The organism is Ralstonia psammae (genome assembly GCF_958405935.1).
Taxonomy (GTDB): Bacteria; Pseudomonadota; Gammaproteobacteria; order Burkholderiales; family Burkholderiaceae; genus Ralstonia; species Ralstonia psammae.
Map to the genome: position 1 here is coordinate 20,304 of NZ_CATZBU010000008.1, position 24,361 is coordinate 44,664.

The 24,361-nt window shown below is 64.5% G+C and carries 17 protein-coding genes; 12 read left to right on the forward strand and 5 right to left on the reverse strand.

From position 1 onward, the window contains the following. Window positions 1-103 precede the first annotated feature (103 nt). On the forward strand, window positions 104-2,179 hold the full coding sequence (locus R2N16_RS16455) for a TonB-dependent receptor (RefSeq protein ID WP_316666802.1): 2,076 nt from the start codon (window positions 104-106) through the stop codon (window positions 2,177-2,179). Between the two features lie 409 nt (window positions 2,180-2,588). Here R2N16_RS16455 and R2N16_RS16460 read toward each other — a convergent pair whose 3' ends face one another. Continuing rightward, entirely contained in the window at window positions 2,589-3,284 is a 696-nt protein-coding gene (locus R2N16_RS16460) for a VIT1/CCC1 transporter family protein (RefSeq protein WP_316666803.1), read from the reverse strand. Between the two features lie 743 nt (window positions 3,285-4,027). Between R2N16_RS16460 and acnB the strand changes: the two genes are divergently transcribed. Then, window positions 4,028-6,613 carry a bifunctional aconitate hydratase 2/2-methylisocitrate dehydratase gene (gene acnB / locus R2N16_RS16465; protein WP_316666804.1) on the forward strand — a complete coding sequence of 862 codons (2,586 nt, stop codon included), beginning with the start codon at window positions 4,028-4,030 and terminating at the stop codon, window positions 6,611-6,613. A 216-nt stretch (window positions 6,614-6,829) separates the two neighbouring features. Here acnB and R2N16_RS16470 read toward each other — a convergent pair whose 3' ends face one another. Then, the gene (locus tag R2N16_RS16470) at window positions 6,830-8,533 is read right to left on the reverse strand and encodes a M30 family zinc metallopeptidase (RefSeq protein ID WP_316666805.1); all 1,704 of its coding nucleotides are present in this window, start codon (window positions 8,531-8,533) and stop codon (window positions 6,830-6,832) included. A gap of 325 nt (window positions 8,534-8,858) precedes the next feature. Here R2N16_RS16470 and R2N16_RS16475 point away from each other — a divergent pair, with 325 nt between their 5' ends. From R2N16_RS16475 to R2N16_RS16500, 6 genes are all read left to right on the forward strand, one after another. Then, on the forward strand, window positions 8,859-9,725 hold the full coding sequence (locus R2N16_RS16475) for a LysR family transcriptional regulator (protein ID WP_316666806.1): 867 nt from the start codon (window positions 8,859-8,861) through the stop codon (window positions 9,723-9,725). A 111-nt stretch (window positions 9,726-9,836) separates the two neighbouring features. Continuing rightward, window positions 9,837-10,946 carry a putative 2-aminoethylphosphonate ABC transporter ATP-binding protein gene (locus R2N16_RS16480; protein ID WP_316666807.1) on the forward strand — a complete coding sequence of 370 codons (1,110 nt, stop codon included), beginning with the start codon at window positions 9,837-9,839 and terminating at the stop codon, window positions 10,944-10,946. A gap of 7 nt (window positions 10,947-10,953) precedes the next feature. Then, entirely contained in the window at window positions 10,954-12,717 is a 1,764-nt protein-coding gene (locus R2N16_RS16485; RefSeq protein ID WP_316666808.1) for a putative 2-aminoethylphosphonate ABC transporter permease subunit, read from the forward strand. 43 nt (window positions 12,718-12,760) lie between these two features. Further along, window positions 12,761-13,639 (forward strand): phosphonoacetaldehyde hydrolase, encoded by an 879-nt coding sequence (gene phnX, locus R2N16_RS16490; protein WP_316666809.1) that lies wholly within the window; start codon window positions 12,761-12,763, stop codon window positions 13,637-13,639. Between the two features lie 56 nt (window positions 13,640-13,695). Beyond that, window positions 13,696-14,721 (forward strand): putative 2-aminoethylphosphonate ABC transporter substrate-binding protein, encoded by a 1,026-nt coding sequence (locus tag R2N16_RS16495; RefSeq protein WP_316666810.1) that lies wholly within the window; start codon window positions 13,696-13,698, stop codon window positions 14,719-14,721. Further along, window positions 14,722-15,945, forward strand: a complete 1,224-nt coding sequence (locus tag R2N16_RS16500; protein WP_316666812.1) for a TIGR03364 family FAD-dependent oxidoreductase — start codon at window positions 14,722-14,724, stop codon at window positions 15,943-15,945. It begins immediately after the preceding gene. A gap of 60 nt (window positions 15,946-16,005) precedes the next feature. Here R2N16_RS16500 and R2N16_RS16505 read toward each other — a convergent pair whose 3' ends face one another. Next, the gene (locus tag R2N16_RS16505; RefSeq protein WP_316666814.1) at window positions 16,006-16,689 is read right to left on the reverse strand and encodes an HAD family hydrolase; all 684 of its coding nucleotides are present in this window, start codon (window positions 16,687-16,689) and stop codon (window positions 16,006-16,008) included. Window positions 16,690-16,734: 45 nt separating this feature from the next. Then, on the reverse strand, window positions 16,735-17,670 hold the full coding sequence (locus tag R2N16_RS16510; protein ID WP_316666815.1) for a LysR substrate-binding domain-containing protein: 936 nt from the start codon (window positions 17,668-17,670) through the stop codon (window positions 16,735-16,737). A gap of 238 nt (window positions 17,671-17,908) precedes the next feature. On the opposite strand from R2N16_RS16510, the gene R2N16_RS16515 reads away from it, so the two are divergent. From R2N16_RS16515 to R2N16_RS16530, 4 genes are all read left to right on the forward strand, one after another. After that, window positions 17,909-18,328 (forward strand): F0F1 ATP synthase subunit epsilon, encoded by a 420-nt coding sequence (locus tag R2N16_RS16515; RefSeq protein ID WP_316666816.1) that lies wholly within the window; start codon window positions 17,909-17,911, stop codon window positions 18,326-18,328. A 296-nt stretch (window positions 18,329-18,624) separates the two neighbouring features. Then, entirely contained in the window at window positions 18,625-20,595 is a 1,971-nt protein-coding gene (locus R2N16_RS16520; RefSeq protein ID WP_316666818.1) for a TonB-dependent receptor plug domain-containing protein, read from the forward strand. After that, the gene (locus tag R2N16_RS16525) at window positions 20,592-21,164 is read left to right on the forward strand and encodes a YfiR family protein (protein ID WP_316666819.1); all 573 of its coding nucleotides are present in this window, start codon (window positions 20,592-20,594) and stop codon (window positions 21,162-21,164) included. The genes R2N16_RS16520 and R2N16_RS16525 overlap by 4 nt, the downstream gene beginning before the upstream one ends. Then, window positions 21,161-23,173, forward strand: coding sequence for a putative bifunctional diguanylate cyclase/phosphodiesterase (locus R2N16_RS16530; protein ID WP_316666820.1), 2,013 nt, complete (start codon window positions 21,161-21,163; stop codon window positions 23,171-23,173). The genes R2N16_RS16525 and R2N16_RS16530 overlap by 4 nt, the downstream gene beginning before the upstream one ends. 15 nt (window positions 23,174-23,188) lie before the next feature. Here the strand turns inward: R2N16_RS16530 and R2N16_RS16535 are convergent, their stop codons facing one another. Next, window positions 23,189-24,085 carry an EamA family transporter gene (locus tag R2N16_RS16535; RefSeq protein ID WP_316666822.1) on the reverse strand — a complete coding sequence of 299 codons (897 nt, stop codon included), beginning with the start codon at window positions 24,083-24,085 and terminating at the stop codon, window positions 23,189-23,191. Window positions 24,086-24,361 lie beyond the last annotated feature (276 nt).

Consider the following 24,361-nt stretch of genomic DNA (forward strand, 5'->3'; position numbering starts at 1 on the left):
CTCGATGACGAGCACTCTGGTATGAAGCTTGCATAAATGTTCATACAACATACAGAAGGGAGGGGTCGCGAACATGCGCGCAGGTCAGGCTTGGTCAGTCCGGATGCTTTGCAGTCTTGGTTACGCTCTGGGGTCTTCGAGCATCGCTCACGCGGGTGGCGTACAGCAGGCGGAGGTTCAGCTTGAAGCGACGACTGTCGACGGCTCGGCTGCCGCTGCGGTAGCCACTGGCGAGGCGGCCAATCAAGGCTACGTCCCGCGTACCCAGTTGGGGAGCCGCCCCTTGCTGCGCCCGGGCGAACTGCTGGAGACCGTGCCCGGCCTGATCGTCACGCAGCACAGTGGCGATGGCAAGGCCAACCAGTATTTCCTGCGGGGCTTCAACCTAGACCACGGCACAGACCTGTCGACCACCGTGGCCGGCATGCCCGTCAACATGCGTACGCACGCGCACGGCCAAGGCTATACCGACCTCAATTTCGTCATCCCCGAGTTGGTCAGCGGCATTGCCTACAAGAAGGGGACTTACTTTGGCGAAGAGGCCGATTTTTCCGCTGCGGGGGCCGTCCGTATCGACTACGTGGACCGCCTGCCGCAAGGTATCGCGCAATTCGAATTGGGCGAGTACAACTACCGGCGCGGCTTGCTTGCCAACTCCAATACGGTCGGCCCCGGCACGCTGCTCTACGGCTTTGAGTGGTTAGGCGAGAACGGCCCGTGGGCCGTGCCTGAGGGCGTCCACAAGCTCAATGGCGTGCTGCGCTATACCGTACCGCTTGGGGGCGGCGAACGCGTGAGCGTGACTGGCATGGCGTACAAGAACGCGTGGAACTCAACCGATCAGGTGCCGTTGCGCGCCATCAACGAAGGGCTGATCTCACGCTTTGGCGCAATCGACCCGACCGACAGCGGGGCATCGTCGCGCTACAGCCTGTCTGCCGACTGGCTGCGCCCGCTGTCTGACGGGCAGTTCAAGGCAAACGCCTACGTCATCAAGAGCCGCCTGCAGTTGTTCTCGAACTTCACCTATGCGTTGAACAACCCCGAGCAAGGGGATCAGTTCGAACAGTTCGAGAACCGTGTCACCACCGGCATCAACCTGTCACGCACCTGGCTGGGGCAACTGGCTGGGCATGAGAGCGAAACGGAGATCGGCTCGCAGACGCGCTACGACCGGCTCGACCCGATCAGCCTGACCAACACGCAGGCACGCCAGCCCTACGCCCTGGTCCGCAGCGACACCGTGAACGAGACCAGCACCGCGCTCTACCTGCGCAACAGTACGCAATGGTTGCCTTGGCTGCGCACCGTCGCAGGCATACGCGCCGATCAGTTCTGGTACAACGTCGGCAGCAACAACCCACTTAACGCGGGCAGTGGGTCCGACCACATCATCAGCCCCAAGATGAGCGTGGTGCTTTCCCCCACGACGCGGACCGACGTGTTCGTCAACTGGGGGCGCGGGTATCACAGCAACGACGTGCGCGGCGCGACAACGACGGTCGACCCCGTGAGCGGCAGTCCGGTGCAGAGGGTGTCGGTCCTGGTGCCCGCCACGGGTTATGAGATCGGTGTGCGGACCAAGGAGTTGGCTCCCAGCCTGCAGCTTTCCGCATCGCTGTGGCGACTCGACATCGGCTCGGAGTTGGTCTTTTCGGGGGACACCGGCACCACAGAACCCAGCCGCCCAAGCCGGCGCACGGGCGTGGAACTGGCGGCGTACTACACGCCGATGCCGGAGTTGATCCTGGACGCCGATGCCGCGTTCTCCCGCGCGCGCTTCCGCAACAGCGACCCGGTGGGTGACTACATCCCAGAAGCGATCCAGACCACGGCGTCAGCGGGCGTGTCGTGGACGCGCGACCGCTGGATGCTCGGCGCACGGCTGCGTTACTTCGGCCCGCGCCCGCTGATCGAAGACAACAGCGTGCGCTCCGCGTCGTCGTTCCTGGTCAACCTGAAGGTCGGGTACAAGCTGCAAAAGAATGTGCGCGTGTTTGTCGAAGTCTTGAACGCCCTCAACAAGAAGGTGAACGACATCGACTACTACTACGCTTCAATGCTCAAGGGCGAAACGTCACTAGTGGATGCTAACGGCGTCGCCACAGGCATCAGCGACCACCATATCCATCCTGCTGAGCCTCGTACGGTACGCGCGGGCATTGTCTGGAACTTCTGACGCACCACTGCCGCGGCATCAGCAGATCCGCCTCGCTCCCTGCGTCTTACTCCATATGATGTTCATGGCGGCTGGTGCCCGAAGGCCGGGTTGGGGGTGGCGGTGCGGGCCCCAGCCCAACCCCTGCACCCCCGCATCCATCAAATCCGAAATCTGCGCCGACGCTCGCGCAAAGTCGGTCAGCGCGCGGGCGCGCTTGTGCCGATAGTTGCCTGCGGGGATGCGGCAGACTTCTCGATCTCTTCCCCGAGGCCAAGCGGGATGCTAAGAAAAATTGGACATGCGTAAGTCGGAAAAAAGAACTCAAGTGACCACAGCCAAACAAGGCGAAGCGCGCAAGCGTGTGGCGACGAGGATGTCCAACACCCCAGACAGTCCGGCGACAAGCAAAGCGAGCGTGCGGCGCGCCTCAGACAACCGCACCGAACAACGCACCGGCGCCTGAGGACACGCCCATTGCCGGAGCGCTCCAGAACACGACGCGAAGGACACCTGGGCCAACTTTCGCTCCGCCCGCTTTAGCGGCCAGACCACCTAGCGCGGCGAGCGAAACGAGAGCGGAGATGACGATGGCTGGAATCAGCACCGATTGGGGCGCAAGCGCAGCAACGATTGCCGGCAACGTGGCGCCAACCGCAAAACTGGAGGCAGAAGCTAGCGCGGCTTGAAGAGGTCGGGCAGATGTCACCTCCGAAATACCCAGCTCATCACGCGCATGCGCACCTAGTGCGTCGTGCGCCATCAGCTTTTCGGCAACCTGCTTGGCAAGCGACACATCCAGGCCGCGACGTACGTAGATTGCAGTCAATTCTCGATGTTCGCGCGGCAAGTCGGCGCTGAGTTCGGCCTGCTCCTGGGCGAGGGAGGCCTTTTCGGTATCCGCCTGCGAGGAAACAGAAACATATTCCCCGGTCGCCATTGACATCGCACCAGCCACCAAGCCGGCCACGGCTGTGAGCACAACGCTTCCATGAGCGGTGTGCGCAGAGGCCACGCCGGCGACGAGGCTCGCCGTCGAGACAATGCCATCATTGGCGCCCAATACGGCGGCACGCAACCAGCTCATGGATCCGAGGCGGTGCAGTTCAAGGTGGTGCGGCAGCATACTGCCTCCGTTGGAAATCGAGCCAGCGAGTTCTAGCACCAGTATCGTTTAGCCGAAGCCAATTCTTCAAGATTGAAGTGGCCGGAAGAAATCAGGCAGGTCACCGCGATCCGCGCGGTTCGGGTCATCCTGTCTAAGGTTGGGCTGACATTACCTGTGTAGATGCAACTGCAACGGTCTGTTTAGACGACCTATCAAGGATCGAATCTGCGAGAGGTCGAGAGGTCGAGAGGTCGAGAGGCCGAAACCGTATCGTTTGTCAGCCAGTACATCGGGGCTATCGAAGGTCGCCCTTTGGGTTGGGCGCCAGCTCGGCTGTCACCGTCGGAGATGACGACGCGCCGGCCCACTGGGAGCAATTACGGTATTGCCGTCTTCTGAGGCTGTCGTAGGGGACAGGCTCCCCGAGCCCTTGCCTTGAGCTTGCTGCGCCTGTGCGAGTTGGCCTGGTGCTGTTTCATGTGCTGTCGACACTGTGCTTGCTTGCGGCGACAGCGCCAAAGCCCGGTCTAACCCATTGATCCACCTGGGGAAAATTGAACCCGCTGGCACCTGCACAGGATGCGGGGCTCGGAAACGACGTAACCCAGATAGGGGCAGGTCGCAGGCTTGACTCTTATATAAGATATAAGACATTTGACCGTGTGGGGGTATTGCGATTAGAATCGCGCCCAAGCGGCGCCCGGACCAGCCTCGGGTTGCCTGAAAAGATTCCCCTGTAACGTCATCTCAGCAGGTCTCCCATGCTTGAAAACTTTCGTGCTCACGTGGCCGCCCGCGCCGCGCTCGGTATTCCTCCCCTGCCGCTGACGGCTCAGCAGACCGCCGAACTGGTCGAACTGCTGACGAACCCGCCTGCCGGCGAAGAGCAGACGCTGCTCGACCTGATCACCCATCGCGTGCCCGCCGGCGTGGACGAAGCCGCCCGCGTGAAGGCTGGTTTCCTGGCCGCTGTCGCCAAGGGCGAGACCGCATGCGCTCTGATCTCACGTGAGCGTGCCACCGAACTGCTCGGCACGATGCTGGGCGGCTACAACATTCAGCCGCTGATCGAGCTGCTGGCTGACGCCGAAGTCGGCGCCGTCGCTGCCAACGCGCTGAAGAACACGCTGCTGATGTTCGATCAGTTCCATGACGTGAAGGAACTCGCCGACAAGGGCAACGCCAACGCGCGCGCCGTGCTGCAAAGCTGGGCAGACGCCGAGTGGTTCACGAGCCGTCCGGAAGTGCCGCAAAGCCTGACCATCACTGTGTTCAAGGTGACGGGCGAAACCAACACCGACGACCTGTCGCCGGCCCCGGACGCCACCACGCGCCCCGACATCCCGCTGCACGCGCTGGCGATGCTGAAGAACGCGCGCCCCGGCATCACGCCGGAAGAAGACGGCAAGCGCGGCCCGGTCAAGTTCATTGAATCGTTGAAGGAAAAGGGCCACCTGGTCGCGTACGTGGGCGACGTGGTCGGCACCGGTTCTTCGCGCAAGTCGGCCACCAACTCGGTGCTGTGGTTCACGGGCGAAGATATTCCGTACGTCCCGAACAAGCGCTTCGGCGGCGTGTGCCTCGGTGGCAAGATCGCTCCGATCTTCTACAACACGATGGAAGATGCCGGCGCGCTGCCGATCGAACTCGACGTGTCGAAGATGGAAATGGGCGACGTGGTCGAGCTGCGTCCGTACGACGGCAAGGCGCTGAAGAACGGCGAGGTGATCGCTGAATTCCAGGTCAAGTCCGACGTGCTGTTCGACGAAGTGCGCGCCGGCGGCCGCATTCCGCTGATCATCGGTCGCGGCCTGACGGCCAAGGCGCGTGAAGCGCTGGGCCTGCCCCCGTCGACGCTGTTCCGCCTGCCGCACCAGCCGGCCGACAGCGGCAAGGGCTTCTCGCTCGCACAGAAGATGGTTGGCCGCGCGTGCGGCTTGCCGGAAGGCCAGGGCATCCGCCCGGGCACGTACTGCGAACCGAAGATGACCTCGGTCGGCTCGCAGGACACCACGGGCCCGATGACCCGCGACGAACTGAAGGACCTGGCGTGCCTTGGCTTCTCGGCCGATCTCGTCATGCAGTCGTTCTGCCACACCGCCGCGTATCCGAAGCCGGTGGACGTGAAGACGCACCAGACGCTGCCGAACTTCATCAGCACGCGCGGCGGTATCGCGCTGCGTCCGGGCGACGGCGTGATCCACTCGTGGCTGAACCGCATGCTGCTGCCCGACACCGTCGGCACCGGCGGCGACTCGCACACGCGCTTCCCGATCGGCATCAGCTTCCCGGCAGGCTCGGGCCTGGTCGCCTTCGCGGCCGCCACCGGCACGATGCCGCTGGATATGCCTGAATCGGTGCTGGTCCGCTTCAAGGGCAAGATGCAGCCGGGCGTCACGCTGCGTGACCTCGTCAACGCGATTCCGCTGTACGCGATCAAGCAGGGCATGCTGACGGTCGCCAAGCAAGGCAAGAAGAACATCTTCTCGGGCCGCATCCTCGAAATCGAAGGCCTGCCCGACCTGAAGGTCGAGCAAGCGTTCGAGCTGTCGGATGCATCTGCCGAGCGTTCGGCCGCCGGTTGCACGGTGCACCTGAACAAGGAACCGATCATCGAATACCTGAACAGCAACGTCACGCTGCTCAAGTGGATGATCGCGCAGGGCTACCAGGACCCGCGCAGCCTGCAGCGCCGTATCGCGGCGATGGAGCAGTGGCTGGCCGCCCCGCAACTGCTGCAACCGGATGCCGACGCCGAGTACGCCGCCGTCATCGAGATCGACCTGGCCGACATCCATGAGCCGATCGTGGCCTGCCCGAACGACCCGGACGACGTGAAGACGCTGTCCGACGTGGCCGGCGCCAAGATCGATGAAGTGTTCATCGGTTCGTGCATGACCAACATCGGCCACTTCCGTGCCGCATCGAAACTGCTGGAAGGCAAGCGCGACATCCCGGTCAAACTGTGGGTTGCGCCGCCGACCAAGATGGACCAGAAGCAACTGACCGAAGAAGGCCACTACGGCGTGTTCGGCACGGCTGGTGCGCGTACCGAAATGCCGGGCTGCTCGCTGTGCATGGGCAACCAGGCACAGGTGCGCGAAGGCGCGACGGTCATGTCGACCTCGACCCGCAACTTCCCGAACCGTCTGGGCAAGAACACGAACGTGTACCTCGGCTCGGCGGAACTGGCGGCAATCTGCTCGCGCCTGGGCAAGATCCCGACCAAGGATGAGTACATGGCCGACATGGGCGTGCTCAATGCCAACGGCGACAAGATCTACAAGTACATGAACTTCGACCAGATCGAAGACTTCAAGGAAGTGGCCGACACTGTGCAGATGTAAGCACGCGATGGGCTGCGGCGGGTTTGTTTTCCCGCCGCAGTGACCGATCAAAAAGCGCCGCAGGTGGACACTTGCGGCGCTTTTTTTGTTGGAGAGGGCGCAGCCGGATCTCGGGTGCACGGAGCGAAGCCAAACCGGGCGCGCTTGGATCGGCGGTGCGCAGGCTGAACGGACAGGTGATAGGCCAAGGGAGCAGGCTCCCTCAGCCGCGCGTTGTCAGTGGATGATGATCGACACCGTGGAATACGCCGGCACCGTGATCGTCTCGCTGTACGTGCCCGCCTTCGTGCCGCGCGCGACGGGGAACTGGCCGAAGCTTTGCAGCGTGGCCGGTACGGACGTCGGCATGTTGCGCTGGCCGCTGTAGCTGGGGCCGTTCAGCGCCGGGACCGAGAAGCCGCTGTCCGAGCGTGCGGGATACGCGAAGCCCGACGGGCTGCCCGGCACCGGCAGCAGTGCGACCGCCGTACCCCAGCGACCCAGCGCGTCGCCCAGGCCTGCGCCGCCGCCAGCCTGGATGGCGCTGTTGAGCACCGCAGTGGAATCCGTCGACGAGAAGTTCTGCAGCAGGTTCGTGTAGTACGCAATACCGTACTGGCGCAGCAGGAAGCCGCCCAGGCTGCCCGAAATCGGATACCCCGGGCACGACGACGACAGCGACGGATCGAACGCCGTCAGCGAGCAGTCGTACGCGCTTTGCAGCCAGGCCGGGAAGCGGCTGTCGCGCACGTTGTTGAAGCTCGGGTCGATCTGGCTGGAGAGCGCGTCTTCCATCGTCATTGCCGTCATCTCTTCCAGCCACGTGCCATACATGTACTGCGAGCCATGCAGCACGCCGCGCTGGTAGAAGTTGGCCATGTGCGTGAATTCATGGCCGAGCGTCGAGATGACGGTGTTCAGCCCGTCGGTGCCGCCCAGGTAGATGGTTTCCGAATCCACATAGAGCGACAGCGACTGGTTCGACAGCGGCTGCGAGCTGGTGGTGAAGTTGTTGCGCGCCCAAAAATAGCCGACGCGGCCATAGGGTTGGCTATCGGGTTGGATGTTCAGCACCACGATATCGAGCGCCTGGTTCGGATCGATCAGGCTGGCGGAGCTGGAGTAGCTGCCCCACGGCTGGCCCACCAGCGAGGTAGCCAGCGTATAGACCGACTGCGCGCCCGAAGCAAACTTGGTGACGAGCGTGTTGATGATGCCGTCGGTGATCTTGCTCGTGCCGTATTCGGTGTTTTCCACCCACAGGTTGACGATGCGGCCGTCGGTGGCCGTGGCTTGCTGGCGCAGCGTGGCGGTGCGCACGGTGGCGGTGCCGTCCGGCTGCTGGTGATTCCACGTACGCTGCGTGCCGACGCTTGCCACCGACTGCGGGCGCAGCACCGTATTGTTGGAGGCGCCTTGCGTCTTGAGCGGGCCGGCTCCCGTGGCATATCCGTCCAGCGCATGGATGTTGAAATCGGAAAGCTGGCGGTCGAACGCGGCGTTGGCGTCATTGCCGGCCACGTCGGCGGCGGTCTTGGGGACCGGCGTGCCCGTGGCGTTCAGCAGCCCCAGGCCCGAGAGCGAGATGGAAGGCATCGGCTGTGCCGCCGCACTCTGGTTGGTGTAGATGAGTGTCACGCTCTGGCCCGTGAGCCCCGCGATCGACACCGGAACCGTGCCGGCCGATGCGCCCGTATTGGTGGCTTGCCACACGCCGACGCCGGAGCCGGCGTAGGTATTGCCCAGTGCGCCGCAGTTCGACCCGCTGCAGGCCGCTGCCACGGTGATACTGGCGGACGAGCTTTGCGTGGCCGCGGGGGTGGCCCCCGAACTGCCGCCGCCTCCGCCCCCGCCACATGCGGCCAGGGTGCTTGCTGCTGCCACCATCATCGCGATGGTCCATTGCTTCGTGCCGCGCACGTTGTTGCTGCTGCGTTCCATCCACTTCTCTCCAAATCCCCAAATCCCGAATGCCTGCGCGAGGGCAGCTCCTGACTGTCCTCAGGCGCGACATGCGGACGGATTTTCAAGGTGAAGTGGCGGATTCGATCCGTGGAAATGACGGCCTCACAGGCGCCAATTCCCCCCGATGTGGGGGTGCGCAAAGTTTGCGTTGTCGAAAAGGTTGAAAAAGTCGTAGTCCTGGGATGTAGAAGCAGAAAACGGAGGAGGGCGCCTGGGGCCACTTTGGCGGCAGGGCTGTCCGCTAGAATGGGCTGCCCGCCCATTCACAGTGCCACACACGCGCTGAATACGTCACCCGCCGATGCTCGTTGCGCAGCTCAAATCGTTCTTCATGGTCGCCCGCCTGGGCAGCATCACGCTGGCCGCCAAGCAGCTTGGCCTGTCGCAGCCGACCGTGACTTCGCAGATCCGCGCCCTGGAGGAAGCCTACGGCGTAGAACTGTTCTACCGGGGCGGGCGCCGGCTGGCCTTGTCAGACGCGGGCGTGCGGCTGATGCCGCTGGTGGACCAACTCGTGCGCCAGGAAACCGAGATCGATTTCTTCCTGCGCAACTCCGGCGACATGGGGTCGGGCCACCTGCGCATCGGCGCGACGGCGCCGTATTACGTGCTCGACATCGTTGACCGCTTCTGCAAGAGCCATCCCGGCATCGACGTGAGCATCGAGGCCGGCAATTCGGTGCAGATGCTGGAAGCGCTCCAGGAGTACCGGGTGGACGTGGCGTCGTCGTCGCAGCGGGTGGACGACGCGCGCTTTCTGCGCATTGAACTGGCGCGCGATCCGCTGGTGCTGGTGGTGCATCGCAGTCACGCGCTGGCCGACCAGACAAGCGTGCCGGTGAGCGCGCTGTCGCAATGCCGGCTGCTGGTGCGCGAAGTGGGATCGACCACGCGCGCAATGACCGAAACGATGATGGCGCAGGCAGGCGTAACGCCCGCTTCCACGGTAGAGATCGGCAGCCGTGAATCCATCCGGGAGGCCATCACGCGCAACCTGGGTGTGAGTGTGATCGCCCGCCAGGAGGTGCCCAGCCACGCGGATCTACGTGTGCTGCCCTTTGCAGGTGGCGCGCCGGAACTGAGCGAATACCTGTACTGCCTGCAGGATCGGCGCGAGGCCCGGCTGATTGCCGCCTTCCTGAGCGAAGTCCGGCCGGTGTCGTCATAGGCCGAACCAAAATCCGGGAATGCGCGCATTGGCGTTTTTAGGGTAACTGCCACATGGGCTACATGTCGGCTGGCTACAGTAGCGTCCGTTTTTGCCACTGTCTGCGCCCCCGTGCCCCTACCTCAGCCTGTTACCAACCCGACCTCGAGTTCCGCCACGCCGTTCCTGTCCGTGCGGCAAGTCTCGCGCCGATTTGGCGCGTTCACGGCGCTCGACGGTGTGTCGCTGGATGTGGCGCAGGGCGAATTTGTCTGCCTGCTGGGCCCGTCGGGCTGCGGCAAGACGACCCTGCTGCGCATCATTGCCGGGCTGGAGGCACACGACGGCGGCCGGATCGTCGCCGGTGGCCGGGATATTTCCAACCTGCCCCCGCGCGAGCGTGACTACGGCATCGTCTTCCAGTCGTACGCGCTGTTTCCGAACCTGACGGTTGCGCAGAACGTTGGCTACGGGCTGGACACCGGCAACGGCAACCGTGTGCGCATGCAGGAGCGGGTCTCGGAGATGCTTGCGCTGGTCGGCTTGGGCGGCAGCGAGGCGAAGTACCCGTCGCAGTTGTCCGGCGGCCAGCAGCAGCGTGTGGCACTGGCCCGTGCGCTGGCGCCCGCGCCGTCCCTGTTGCTGCTGGATGAGCCGATGTCGGCGCTGGACGCCCAGGTGCGCGAACACCTGCGCATCGAGCTGCGCCGCCTGCAGCGCAAGCTGAACGTGACCACGCTGATGGTCACGCACGATCAGGATGAGGCCATGGCGATGGCCGATCGCATTGCAGTCATGTCCAACGGGCGCATCGAGCAGACGGGCTCGCCGGCGGAGATCTATGCGCGCCCGGCTACTGGGTTTGTCGCCGGATTTGTCGGCCAGGCCAACTGGCTGCCGCTGGAACGCGCCGAGGACGGCACCCCCACGCTCGCCGGCCAGCCACTGCTGCTCGATCCGGTTTTCGCAGATGGTGCATCGATGGAAGGCCGCCTGTTCTGCCGCCCCGAAGCCGTCACGCTGCACCCCGACGATGACGCCCCCAACCGCCATCTGGCCCGCGTGGTCGACCAGATCTACCTGGGCAGCCGCACGCGCGTGACGCTGTCGATCGATGGCCTGCCCGACGCACCCCTGGTGGCCGAAGTGGCATCGAGCGCACTGCAGGCCAGCCGCAATGCGCTGGCTGACAGCAAGCTGTGGATCGCGCTCGAACGCGATGGCCTGCGTGTGTATGCCTGAGCCTGCCATGTCGATGCTGCCCCCCGAGGCCAACGTGGTTGCGGCCACCCAATCCGTACCGGCCCGCGCTGCGGGCACGTCTTTCTGGCGTACCGATGCGCCGGTGCTGACCGGCATGAAGCTCGGCTGGCTGTTGTTGCTGACCATCGGTTTGCTGCTGCCCACCGCGATGATGTTGTTGCAGGCCACGGGCCTGGTTGCCAGCGCGCGCAGCACAGACGAGCACGGTCTGGCGCTGGTCGCCCACGTGGTGCAGGCGCCCAATTTTCTCGCCATGGTTGGCCGTACGCTGGCCGTGTCCGGCGCCGTGGCCGCCATTGTGGTGCCGCTGGCGTTTGCCCTGGCTTACGCAGTGCAGCGCACGCGCATGCCGTTGCGCGGCGCGCTGCGCACGCTGGCGATGCTGCCGCTGTTTGCGCCCTCGCTGCTGCCGGGCATTGCGCTGGTCTACCTGTTCGGCAACCAGGGCCTGTTCAAGGCATGGATGAGCGGCAACAACATCTACGGCTTCTGGGGCATCGTGCTGGGCGAGGTGTTCTACACCTTCCCGTATGCGTTGATGCTGCTGCTGGCAACGCTCACGCTGGCAGACGGCCGCCTGTATGACGCCGCACGTGCCATGGGTGCAAGCCCGTGGCGCACGTTCCGCACGGTCACCCTGCCGGGCGCGCGCTACGGGCTGTTCGGCGCCTTTGCGCTGGTCTTCACGCTGGTCGCGACCGACTTTGGCGTGCCGACCGTGGTGGGCGGCAGCTACCAGGTGCTGGCCGTGGAAGCCTACAAGGCGGTGGTGGGCCAACAGCAGTTTGCGCGCGGCGCGGTGATCGGCTTGATGTTGCTGCTGCCAGCGCTGCTGACCTTTGCGGTAGAGCGCTTGGTACAGCGCCGCCAGCACGCCGCGCTGGCCAGCCGCGCACAGCCCTATCACCCGCAGCCGGATCGCGTGCGTGACGCGCTTTTCCTGCTCCTCAGCATGCTGGTGGTCGGCGCGATTCTGCTGATGCTTGCCACGGCCGTTGGCGCATCGCTGGTGAAGCTCTGGCCGTACAACCTTGAGCTGTCGCTGCGCAACTACGACTTCGACAACATGGACGGCGGGGGCTGGCTGGCCTATCGCAACAGCCTGAAGCTGGCCGCGCTGACCACCGTGTTTGGCACCGCGCTGATCTTCACCGGCGCCTGGCTGGTCGAAAAGACGCGCGCGGCAGGATGGTTGCAATCTGGACTGAACTCGGCCATCCGCTTCGCGGTGCTGCTGCCGATGGCGGTGCCGGGCCTGGTGCTGGGCCTGGGCTACGTGTTCTTCTTCAACCATCCGGCCAATCCGCTCAACGGCCTGTATGGCGGCATGGCGCTGATGGTGCTCTGCACGATCATGCACTGCGCCACGGCCGCGCACCTCACGTCTGTGGCGTCGCTGGGGCAGCTCGATCCGGTGTTCGAGGCGGTGTCGGCCTCGCTCAAGGTGTCGGCGCTGCGCACGTACTGGCGTGTGACGCTGCCCATGTGCGTACCGGCCGTGCTGTCATGCGCGCGCTATCTCTTCGTATCGGCCATGACCACCGTGTCGGCCGTGATCTTCCTCTACAGCCCCGACACCGTGCTCGCTTCCGTGGCCGTACTGAACATGGACGACGCAGGCGACATCGGACCCGCTGCGGCCATGTCCACATTGATTCTCGTCACGTCGATCGTCGTATCGCTGCTGCTGGAGCTGGCCACGCGCGGCATCGTGCGCCGTACGCAGGCGTGGCGCACGGCGGCGCATTGAATTCGTAGCACGTAACAGCAAAAAGCAGAAAGGAAGCATGAACATGGGTGACTCCTCCCCAATCACGGCGCGCCAGGCAGGCGCAGACCGCCTCAACCCCGGCGGCATGCCGTTGCGCCTGGAAGCCGCCGTGCTGGACTGGGCCGGCACCGTGGTCGACTTTGGATCGTTCGCGCCCACGCAGATCTTCGTGGAAGCGTTTGCCGAGTTTGGCGTAGCCATCACGCTGGACGAAGCACGCGGCCCCATGGGCCTGGGCAAGTGGGATCACATCCGCACGCTGTGCAACGACGGTGCGATTGCCGCGCGCTTCTCGCTTGCACACGGCCGCATGCCCACCGATGACGATGTCACTGCCATCTATAACCGCTTCATGCCGCTGCAGATCGAAAAGGTGGGCGCGCATTCCGCAATGATTCCGGGCGCGCTGGACACCATCGCCGCGCTGCGCGAAGCGGGTTTGAAGATCGGCACGTGCTCCGGCTACCCGCGCGTGGTGATGGACCGCGTGGTCGATCTGGCAGCCCAGGCTGGCTATACGCCCGACTGCGTGGTTGCCTGTGATGAAGTGCCGCGCGCGCGTCCGTGGCCTGCACAGGCACTGCGCTGCGTGGTTGATCTTGCGATTGGCGATGTGGCGGCCTGCGTGAAGGTGGACGACACCGTGCCCGGAATCGAAGAGGGGCGCCGCGCCGGCATGTGGACCGTTGCGCTGCTGATGTCGGGCAACGCGCTGGGCCTGCCGTACGAGCAATACATCGCGCTGCCTGCGGATGAGCGTGCGCGCCATCGCGTGGCCATCTCGGCCGGTTTTGCTGCCTGCCGCCCGCACTACGAGATCGACACGATTGCCGATCTGCCTGAAGTCGTGGCCGACATCAACCGCCGCCTGGCGCGCGGTGAACGCCCGCAGTGCATCTGAGTTTGTTGTCCTGTTTTGTTGTCTTTTCCCCTGCATCACACCATACCGAGGAAACCATGACCGCACGTCTTTCCCTGCTGGCCGCCGCAATCACGTCGGCGACGATGGCGTTTGCCACGTCGGCGTTCGCCAAGACCACGCTGACCGTATACACGGCGCTGGAAGCTGATCAAGTGAAGGCGTACCAGGAGGCTTTCGAGAAGGCCAACCCTGACATCGAAATCAAGTGGGTGCGTGACTCCACCGGTGTTGTTACCGCCAAGCTGCTGGCCGAGAAGAACAACCCGCGCGCCGACGTGGTGTGGGGCTTGGCCGCATCGAGCCTGGCCATCCTGGACAAGGAAGGCATGCTGACGCCGTACGCGCCGGCGGATCTCTCGAAGATCGGTGCGACGTATCGCGACAAGGCGAACCCGCCGGCATGGGTGGGCATGGATGCCTGGGGCGCCGCCATTTGCTTCAACACGGTCGAAGCGCAAAAGCAGAACCTGCCGAAACCAACGTCGTGGGCAGATCTGACCAAGCCCGTGTACGCCGGCAAGATCGTCATGCCGAACCCGGCTTCGTCAGGCACGGGTTACCTGGACGTGAGCGCATGGCTGCAAATGCTGGGTGAGCAGAAGGGCTGGGCCTATATGGACGCCTTGCACCAGAACATCGGCCAGTACACGCACTCGGGCTCCAAGCCTTGCAAGATGGCCGCTTCGGGTGAATTCCCGATCGGCATTGCGTTTGAATACCGCGCCGTGAAGTCGAAGAAGGAAGGCGCACCGATCGACATCGTGCTGCCGTCGGAAGGCCTGGGCTGGGACGTGGAAGCCACCGGCATCATGAAGGGCACCAAGAACCTGGATGCCGCCAAGAAGTTGGCCGACTTCTCCGCCAGCCCGGCGGCGATGGCGCTGTACGAGAAGAACTTTGCCGTGGTTGCCACGCCGGGCTTCTCCAAGCCCGATCCGCTGCTGCCGGCCGACTACGAGAAGCGTCTGATCAAGAACGACTTTACGTGGGCCAGTGCCAACCGCGATCGTATCCTCGCAGAGTGGACGAAGCGCTACGACGGCAAGTCGGAGAAGAAGTAAGTGATTGAAGCTCCCGCAACTCAAGGGGGCCTGGATGCCAGCACCGACGTCGCCATCGTCGGGGCTGGCATCTTGGGCTTGGCGCATGCGGCCGCTGCCGTCAAGCGCGGCCTGCGCGTGACTGTGTTCGAGCGCAGCGATATTGCCGTTGGCGCGTCCATTCGCAATTTCGGGCAGATGCTGGTGACCGGCCAGCCGCCCGGCATCATGCTGGACCTCGCGCGCGAAAGCCGCGAACTGTATCTCGACTGGGCGGACAAGGCCGGTATTTTTGCCCGCGCAAACGGTGCGCTGCTGTTCGCCCGCAATGCTGCAGAAGAGGCCGTGCTCGACGAGTTCATGGCTGTGCGCGCACAGGCCTTTGGCTACAACGTGAAGTTGCTGCGCAGCGCAGATCTGGCCAACCTCTACGATGGCCGCTTCATGCGCCACCGCGCCGCGCTGCAGGGCTTCGACGACTTGCAGCTTTATTCGCGCGAAGCGGTTCCCGCGCTGGCGTCATGGCTTGCCACGCAAGGCGTGCGCTTCCATTTCGGTACGCTGGTGCGCCATGTGGAAAGCGGCAGGCTGGAGACAACCGCCGGCGTGTGCAACGCGCAGCGTGTGATCGTCTGCAGCGGCCACGATTACCAGACGCTGTGTGCTGACCAGCTCCGCGCGCTGCAACCGCAGGTTTGCCGCCTGCAGATGCTGCGTGTCACGCCCGAAGACGGCTTCCGCCTGGAACACGCCGTGCTGACCGGCCTGTCATGCACGCACTACGGCGCATTTGCTGACTTGCCGACCGCCCGGGCACTGGCCATGCAGATCGAGCATCAGCGCCCCGAGCTGGCGCGTCATGGCATTCACCTGCTGGTGAGCCCGACGCCGTATGGCGACTGGATCGTCGGCGATTCCCACGACTATGGCCAGGATGCGCGCCCGTTCAACGCCGAGTCGGTCGACAACATCATGCTCGACCTTGCGCGTGACACCTTCGGCAGCAAGCTGCGCGTGGTGGAGCGCTGGCAAGGCGTGTACGGCGCCAAGTGCCATGTACCCGGCAGCGGCGCGTTCTCGATCACTCGCGTCGATGAGCGCACCACGGTCGCGCTGATGCATAGCGGCATTGGCATGAGCGTCGGTCCGGCGCTGGCGCATCGGCATATCGATGCGCTGGTCGACGGCATCGAGCTGCCGCATTGGACACCACCGGCAAGCCTGCCCGCAGCGGCAGTTGCCTGACGCGACTGCGTTCTGTACACAAACGCCCGCACGGTTTGCGCCACGCGGGCGTTTGTGTTCTCAGGCAGCGAAGAGTTCGACGATGGGCCAGCCGCGCGATTCGGCCACCGCGCGCAAGGTGGTGTCGGGGCTTACGGCCACGGGGTGCGAAACGGCTTCGAGCAGCGGCAGGTCGTTGCGTGAATCGCTGTAGAACACCGTGCGTGAGAAGTCCGTCATGCGCTGGCCCCGCTGTGCGAGCCATTCCGTTACGCGCACGATCTTGCCCGCGCCAAAGGTGGCCGTGCCGAGCAGGTTGCCCGTGAACGCGCCATCGCTTTGGCCGTTGATGGTCTGGCCCTCCACCGCCAGCAGATGCGGCACGTTGAACGCCGCAGCAATCGGCTCGGTCAGGTAGCGGTGCGTGGCGGTGACGATGCAGCACAGATCGCCGGCGCGCAGGTGTGTATCGACCAGCTGTCGAGCACGCGGCAGCATGGCTGGCGTGATGACTTCGCGCAGGAATGTGGCGCGCCACGCGTCCAGGCGCGTGCGCGGATGCTGGGCCAGCAGGCCGAGCGAGAAGCGCGCGTGTCGCGCAAAGTCGAGCGTGCCGTCGCGGTATTCCCGCATCCAGCGTTCGTTGGCGTGTTCGAAGACGCTTCGATCCACCGCGCCCTGGGCGACCAGGAAGCGGCCCCATTCGTATTCGCTGTCAATGGGCAGCAGGGTGTGGTCCAGGTCGAACAGGGCAAGCGATTGCATACAGCAAGCGGGCGGTGGTGGCTGAAAAACCGCGAGGTTACGGCCCTAGCGCGTCGTGCTTGTGTCCATCGCCATAACTTTGGCGATGAACGCATTGGCATTTTTCTTTGGTGCCTGGGTAAGCAGCGGTTCCAGGCAGTCAAGGAACGCGCGCACCAGCCGTGCGTCCTTGCGCTCCTTCAGGAAGTACAGGTATTCGTGGATGACCGGCGCGTTGTCGGCAAACGGCAGCACGCGCACGTCGGGCCGGCGCGGTGCTTCACGCGCAGGAACGATGCTGCAGCCCAGCCCCAGGCTGATCGCCTCGTAAATGGCTTCGCGGCTGCCGATGATGCTCATGCTGGCGGGCTCGATGCCGGCCGCGGCGAACGCATCTTCGGTGACGCGGCGGGTGACGGAGCCCGGTTCGCGCATCAGCAGCTGGCAGCCGGCGACGTCATCCAGCGTGATGCTCGGGCGCCGCGCCAGCGCGTGGTCCAGCGGCGCCACCAGCACCATCGTGTCTTCGGCCAGCGTGATGCGATGCAGGCGTTCGTCATCCACAGCGTGAGACGAAACCGCCAGATCGATACGCACCTCCGACAGTGCCTCGAGCATCTGCTGCGAGTTGCCGAATTCGATGGTGATCTCGATGGTCGGATGGCGCGCGCGAAACGCCGCCACACCGGGCAGGATGTAGTACGGGCCCGTGGCGCCCACGCGCAGGTTGCCGGTACGCAGATCGCCGGCATTGCGCAGGAGAAAATCGACGTCGCCCTCCTGCTGCGCGAGGCGCTCGACGATGGGCATGAGACTCACGCCCAGGTCGGAGAGGTCCAGCCGGCTGCCGCGGCGGTGGAACAGCTCGACGCCGTACATCTCTTCCAGTTGGCGGATGCGCCCGGTCACGGTGGGCTGCGACAGGCGCAGGCGCTTGGCGGCCGACGTGACGCTGCCCTGGCGCGCCACCTCGAAGAATGACATCAATAGATCGCCCAGCATGGTTGTGTTTCCCTGATATGTCTTTTCTGATCGTCAGGCGCCCAGTCTAGGCAGCGTTTGTGACGCTACATACTGTGAAACCTTACGTTCCGCCACGGCAGCACGCGTGGGCGCCGCTCATTGCCGCGCGAGTGTCAACGTGATGTGCTGAATGGAAAATGGGGAGGGGGTTGCGAGGAGGGCGCCGGGCGCACATCGTGCTACCGTGTGAACCTGTGCGCGTAAGGGAGGAGACACCATGCCGGTGCTGAAGGTCGATGTCGTCACGGCAGAAGAACGGCTGTACGAAGGCAACGCCAAGTTTGTGGTCATCCCCGGCACCGAGGGTGAACTGGGCATCCTGCCCGGCCATGAACGTCTGCTTACGCGCATGCGCCCGGGCACCGTGCGCGTCACGCAGGAAGATGACGAAGAGGTGATCCTCTTTGTGGCCGGCGGCTTTGTCGACGTGCAACCCGAGCAGGTGATCGTACTGGCAGACACGGCTGTGCGCGCTCATGACCTTGACGAGGCCAAGGCACAGCAGGCGCGCAAGGAGGCAGAAGAGCACATGCAGAACAGCAACAGCAAATTCGACTATGCACGTGCGCAGGCGGAACTGGCCGAAGCCGTCGCGCAACTGGCCGCCATCGAACGTTTGCGCAAGCGCCGGCGCTGAGCCGTACCTGCCACGACAAGCCTGCTGCCCTCACACACGGCGGTGGGAATGTGTCGCCCTACCGAGCGTGGGCTAAAGAACGGCGCTGGCTCTCCGTTTTAGAACAGAACTATCGAATTCCCGCTGAACGTCCTAGAGAGACGTGATCGGTTCTGCCGCCCCTGCTGATGTCGCCCCTTGTTGTGATTGCCCGTGCGCTTGCGCTTGTTCGCCGGAAACACCCGAGTGCCCAGCCTTCATTTGCATTGCCACTGTGCTTGCCGCGCACGCCACGCGACCCGAAACGATGCGCGCAAATGTTTGCGGTGGCCGGTACGTTGCTTTCCAACGCCGCGCTGGCACAACCAGACATCTCCGATCTGACGGCGTTGCCCATCGAGCAACTCATGCAGGTGCAGGTCGTTACCGGCGCATCCAAGTACGCGCAAGCCTCCAATGAGGCGCCCGCCAACGTCTCGGTCATCACCGCGGCGGACATCAAAGCCTATGGCTGGCGCACGCTGGCCGACATCCTGGGCAGTCTCCCGGGGCTCTACACCAATTACGATCGCAGCTACACCACGCTGGGTGCACGCGGCTTTTTGCGCGCGGGCGATTACGACACGCGCTTCCTGTTGCTGATCGACGGCCATCGCACCAACGATCCGATCTTCGACCAGGCGGCCGTCGGCACCGAAGCCATCCTCAACGTCGACCTCATCGAGCGGGTGGAATACGTGCCCGGCGCGGGTTCGGCGGTGTACGGGTCGAACGCGCTGTTTGGTGTGATCAACATCATCACCAAGCGCGGCCGCGACATTGACGGTGTGCAGGTCAGCGGATCGACGGGCAGCGCCAATGCACGCGATGCCCGCGTGACGTGGGGAAAACGGGCGGAGAACGGCGCCGAATGGCTGCTTTCGGCCAGCGTGAACGACGCCCCCGGCCGCGACCTCTACTTTCCGGAGTTCAACCAGCCCGGCGTGAGCGACGGCGTGGCCCGCGGCATGGATTTCGACCGCGCCAAGCGCCTGTTTGCCAAGGGCAGTTTTGGGGAGTTCGGGCTGACCTTCGGCTACGTCGATCGCACCAAGGGCGTGCCGACGGCGCCGTACGACCAGAGCTTCAACGACCCGCGCTCCCGCAGTATCGATACACGGCAGATATTCAACGGCACCTGGCAGCACGCACTGGACGACACGACCGACGTGTCGGCGCGGCTGTTCTGGGGGCGCTATGTCTCGCAGGGCGACTACGCATACAGCCCGCCCCCGGCCGGCATCAACCGCGATGTGTTCGACACCGCCTGGTACGGCACCGAACTCAAGCTCGTGACGCACCGCATCGAACGCCACACGCTGGTCATCGGCACGGAGCTGCAACGCGACTACCGTGATGTGATGCGTAATTTCGATACGGTGCCGTACGCCAGCTATCTTGACGACCATCGGAACAACAACCGCGTGGGCGCGTACGTGCAGGATCAATTCATGCTCCATCCGGATTGGGTGCTGGATACGGGCCTGCGCTACGACCACACGAGCTTCGCGCCGGGCATCTTCAGCCCGCGCGTGGGCCTGATCTGGCATGCCGCCCCCACGACCACCGTCAAGGCGATCTACGGCATGGCCTATCGTGCGCCGAACGATTACGAACTGAACTATCAGACCAGTGCGCCCGGCGGGCAGCAGCTCACCCATGGGCTGTCGGCCGAGCGCATACGTACGTATGAAACGGTCGTCGAGCAACAGGTGGGCATGGGCGGCAAGGCGACGCTGTCGGTGTTCCATATTTTTTTTTACAATATGATCATCAAGTGTGAAGACGAGAAGTGGGTTGTTTTGTTGTTCAGCGTGGGGGGGCGCGGGCCCCCCCCCGGCGCAGAACTCGGCTACGAGCAGAACTGGCCGGGCGGCACGCGCCTGCGCACGAGCTACAGCTTCCAGCGTTCCGAAGATATCGATACCGGCCAGACGCTGAGCAACTCGCCGCGTCATATGCTCAAGATCAACGCCACCGCACCCGTGTGGCGCGACGACTGGCGTGCAGGGCTCGAGGCGCAGTACATCAGCAATCGGCTGACGACAACAGGCCAGGTGGGCGGTTACTGGATCGCCAATCTGACCTTGCTGGCGGCCCGGTTGGCACCCAATCTGGAGATGTCGGCCAGCGTCTACAACCTGTTCGACCGGCGTTATGCCGATCCGGCCGGGCCGGAGCAACCGCAGTCGTCCATCGAGCAGGATGGCCGTGCGTTGCGCCTGAAATTCACCTACACCTTCCGATGAGCACCCCGCACGGCAGCGTCCGACGCGCTCGATGGCTACGCCCGTGCAGGTTGTGTGCGGTGGCGGTGGCCGTGCTGGCAGGTGTGGCATGCATGGGGACGACGCAGGCGCAGATGCAGGCCAGCGAGGTGCAGGTCAAGGCGGCGTTCATCTACAACTTTGCGCTGTTCACCAACTGGCCGGCCGACGTGATGCAGGCCGACGCCCCGATGGTGGTGTGCGTGACCGCACAGCACCCGTTGCAGGCCGCCTTGGAAAAACTGACAGGAAAACCCGTGCGCGGACACCGCCTGGAAATCCGAAAGATCAATGACGGCACCGTTGCCGGCTGCCATGTCCTGGTGTTTGACGCGCGTGCCTCGAACGGTGTGCGCGTCGATCCGGCCACACCCGTGCTGACGGTGTCCGACAGCCCAAAGAGCCAGCGCGCGGCCGGCAACCCCGAACCGATGATCGCGTTGGCGCTGCATGAGGATCGCGTGGTCTTCGACATCGATGCAGTGGCCGCGCGGCAGGCCCATCTGCAGCTCAGCTCACAATTGCTGCGCCTGGCGAGGACCGTGCAATGAACGAGTCCAACTTGACCCCGCGGCCCCGCCTGGGCCACTCCATGGTGCGCGCCAACATGGCCGGTGCTGGCGCGGCGCTGACCATCGCCGGCTTCCTGCTCATCGTGTTCCAGTTCATCGCGCTGCACGCGGCGCTGGTGCGCGACGTGCACGTGCAGGCACGCATCGTCGGCGCCAACAGCGTGGCCGCGCTGCTCTTCAATGACCGTCGCGCGGCGGAAGAAACCCTGGCCGCACTGGAGGCGTCGCCGTCACTGCGTGCAGCCGGCATTTTCAGCGCACTGCGCAAACCGTTGGCGCTGTATCAACACGGCGATGCCGCACCGGTGCGCGCGCCCGATGCCGCCATGCTGCGCGAGTTGGATGTGTCCACGCTGACCACGCTGGACGTGGTGGAGCCGGTGGAATCGGAGCGCCGCGTGATCGGCTATGTGGTGGTGCGCTCTAGCCTGACCGAGCTGTACATGCAACTGCTCGGCTATGCCGTGCTGACGGTGTCGGTGGGCATCGGTGCGATGGGCCTCGCGTATCTGGTGATTGCCCGCATGCGCCGCGCGGTGCTGCAGGCGGAGGCGCACCTGGACTACCTCGCCCACATCGATTCGGTCACGGAATTGCCGAACCGGCACGCCTTCAACGAGCGCCTGCAGATGTCGCTCAAGCGCGCAGGCGAGGCGGGCGCGGTGGGGCTGCTCCTGCTGGACCTGGACAACTTCAAGGTCGTCAACGACACGCTGGGCCACAACAACGGCGACCGCCTGCTGCGCCAGGTTGCACGGCGGCTGAACGACGTGATCGACCAGGCCAACCTGCGTGCCGTGCTGTGCCGCATCGGTGGTGATGAATTTGCGGTGATCGCAGAGCTATCGGGCCGTGCGCAGATTGCCGAAACGGAAGCTGCAACGCTGGCCGACGGATTGGCCAAGCGCATTCTTGCCGCGCTGGCGGCCCCGTTTGCACTCGACCTGCATCAGATCTACGTGACGGCCAGCGTGGGCGTGAGCCTCTATCCGCATGACGCACGCGACGTGCAGGTGCTCACGCGCAACGCCGACACGGCGATGTACCACGCCAAGAACCACGGCAAGAATGCTGCCGCCAGCTTTACGTCGGAGATGGACCAACAGGCGCGCCGCCGCCTGCGTGTGGAGGCCGACCTGCGCCGCGCGCTGGACCGCGAAGAACTGCTGCTGGCCTACCAGCCGCAGGTGCGTCTGCGCACCGAAGACGCACACGATGCGGTGATCTCCAAAGCAAACGTCTACGGCGTGGAAGCACTCGTGCGCTGGCGCCATCCGGAGATCGGCCTGATCGGCCCCGGCGAGTTCATCGCCGTGGCGGAGGAGACCGGCCTGATCGTGCCGCTCGGCCTGTGGGTACTGCGCACCGCGTGCGAACAGGCCGTGCGCTGGATGCGCGAAGACGGCGTCACGCTGCAGGTGGCCGTCAACCTGTCGGCGCGGCAAACGCGTGACCCGGCACTCGTGGAAAACGTCATGGACGTGCTGCGCGAAACCGGCATGCCACCGCATCAGCTTGAACTCGAAATTACCGAGAGCGTGCTGATGGAAGACATCGAAGACAACATCGCGCTGCTCGAATCCCTGCACGCGGCCGGCATCAGCCTGTCGATCGACGATTTCGGCACCGGGTATTCGTCGCTCGCGTATCTGCAGCGTTTCCCGATCCAGAAGCTCAAGATCGACCGCAGCTTCGTGCAGCGCATGCCCGGCGACGGCGAAGCCATTGCTGGCGCGGTGATCGCCATGGCGCATAGCCTGCGCATGCAGGTGGTGGCGGAAGGCGTGGAAGACCCCGAGCAACTGGCGTTGCTGCGCGACGCTGGCTGCGACCTTGGGCAGGGCTACCTGTTCTCGCGCCCGCAGCAAGCCGACGCGTTGATGGCGTGGCTCAACCGGCTGGACAACGCAGCAGACAGTGACGCCGCTGAGTATCCCGAAGAGGAGGCAGTGCCGAGCGGGTCGTTGCCGTCTTCGTTGGCGGGGTAAGCGCCATGCAGACGTTCAGGCAGCCGCCCGGCGCGCCGCGCGTGCCGCCCGCGTAGCCCCGGCTGTCAGCACCACCACCGCCGCCAGGATGATGCCGGTCGCCCCCAGCGTTTGCGGCGCGACCACTTCATCGGCCAGCCATGCGCCCATCAGCAGGGCGATGGGCGGGTTCACATACACATAGCTTGTCGCCATGACGGTGGATACGCGTTCCACCAGCGCCATGTAGGCCGTGAAGGCAATGGCCGAGCCGAACACCACAAGGTAGGCCCATGCAAGCGCGGAATGCATGCCGATGTGCTGGGGCCACGCTTCGCCCGTGACCAGGCTGAGCAGCACGAGCGCCACGCCGCCAAAGGCCATTTCCAGCACGAACGCCGTCATGCCCTTGGGCATGTCGACGCGCTTGGAGAGCTGCGAGCCGAACGACCACGAAGCAATGGCGGCCGTCAGCGCCAGCACACCGACCGTGCTGGCCTGGAACTCCGCACCCCGAAACAGCACCGCAATGCCGATGCTGCCCAGCGCAATCGCGCCGATCTCATACGCACGAAGGCGGCCGCCCGCCAGCAGCGTCCACAGCGTGGAAAACAGCGGCATGGACGCGATCATCACCGTGGTGGCACCCGAAGAGATGGTCTGCTCGGCCACCGCCGTCATGCCCATGCCGCCCACCAGCATGAATGCACCGATCAGCGCGCAGTTGCGGACCTGGCGCAAGGTCGGCCGGTCTTGCGGCTTTCCGCGCTGGCGCAGGATGACCACCGGAGCGAGCAGCAATGCAGCGGCCAGAAAGCGCGAGCCCATCATCAGGAAGGGCGGCAGATCGATCAGCGCAAAGCGGATGGCGAGATACGTTGTGCCCCACACCACGTAGGTGATGAGCAGGCACAGGGCGATGAAGGGGGACATGACGGAACCTCTGCGAGGAAGTCCCGATGCTACTCAAGGCGGGCTTATGCGCAAAACGAGTTTTGTTATCGCTCGTTGTGAGCGGCGTTAGCAAGCAAGTGAGCCAAGGCGTATGCGGGGTTTGAGACCCCAATCAACGGATTCCAAACCTCGCGCTCGGCGTTATGAACGCGGCCTGCCGAGTTTGGAACCCGATGCACGGCGTTCAGAACCTCAATGTCGGCGTTCGGAACTACCAGAGATCGAGGTCCGAACGCCAACGGTGCAGTTCGGAAC

What these genes read in the sequence shown, in the direction of transcription:
- R2N16_RS16530 (WP_316666820.1), top strand. Translation starts at nt 21,161, where the DNA reads ATGAACGAGTCCAACTTGACCCCGCGGCCCCGCCTGGGCCACTCCATG.
- R2N16_RS16495 (WP_316666810.1), top strand. Translation starts at nt 13,696, where the DNA reads ATGACCGCACGTCTTTCCCTGCTGGCCGCCGCAATCACGTCGGCGACG.
- acnB (WP_316666804.1), top strand. Translation starts at nt 4,028, where the DNA reads ATGCTTGAAAACTTTCGTGCTCACGTGGCCGCCCGCGCCGCGCTCGGT.
- R2N16_RS16510 (WP_316666815.1), bottom strand. Translation starts at nt 17,670, where the DNA reads ATGCTGGGCGATCTATTGATGTCATTCTTCGAGGTGGCGCGCCAGGGC.
- R2N16_RS16470 (WP_316666805.1), bottom strand. Translation starts at nt 8,533, where the DNA reads ATGGAACGCAGCAGCAACAACGTGCGCGGCACGAAGCAATGGACCATC.
- R2N16_RS16525 (WP_316666819.1), top strand. Translation starts at nt 20,592, where the DNA reads ATGAGCACCCCGCACGGCAGCGTCCGACGCGCTCGATGGCTACGCCCG.
- R2N16_RS16505 (WP_316666814.1), bottom strand. Translation starts at nt 16,689, where the DNA reads ATGCAATCGCTTGCCCTGTTCGACCTGGACCACACCCTGCTGCCCATT.
- R2N16_RS16515 (WP_316666816.1), top strand. Translation starts at nt 17,909, where the DNA reads ATGCCGGTGCTGAAGGTCGATGTCGTCACGGCAGAAGAACGGCTGTAC.
- R2N16_RS16485 (WP_316666808.1), top strand. Translation starts at nt 10,954, where the DNA reads ATGTCGATGCTGCCCCCCGAGGCCAACGTGGTTGCGGCCACCCAATCC.
- phnX (WP_316666809.1), top strand. Translation starts at nt 12,761, where the DNA reads ATGGGTGACTCCTCCCCAATCACGGCGCGCCAGGCAGGCGCAGACCGC.
- R2N16_RS16475 (WP_316666806.1), top strand. Translation starts at nt 8,859, where the DNA reads ATGCTCGTTGCGCAGCTCAAATCGTTCTTCATGGTCGCCCGCCTGGGC.
- R2N16_RS16455 (WP_316666802.1), top strand. Translation starts at nt 104, where the DNA reads ATGCTTTGCAGTCTTGGTTACGCTCTGGGGTCTTCGAGCATCGCTCAC.
- R2N16_RS16520 (WP_316666818.1), top strand. Translation starts at nt 18,625, where the DNA reads ATGTTTGCGGTGGCCGGTACGTTGCTTTCCAACGCCGCGCTGGCACAA.
- R2N16_RS16460 (WP_316666803.1), bottom strand. Translation starts at nt 3,284, where the DNA reads ATGCTGCCGCACCACCTTGAACTGCACCGCCTCGGATCCATGAGCTGG.
- R2N16_RS16535 (WP_316666822.1), bottom strand. Translation starts at nt 24,085, where the DNA reads ATGTCCCCCTTCATCGCCCTGTGCCTGCTCATCACCTACGTGGTGTGG.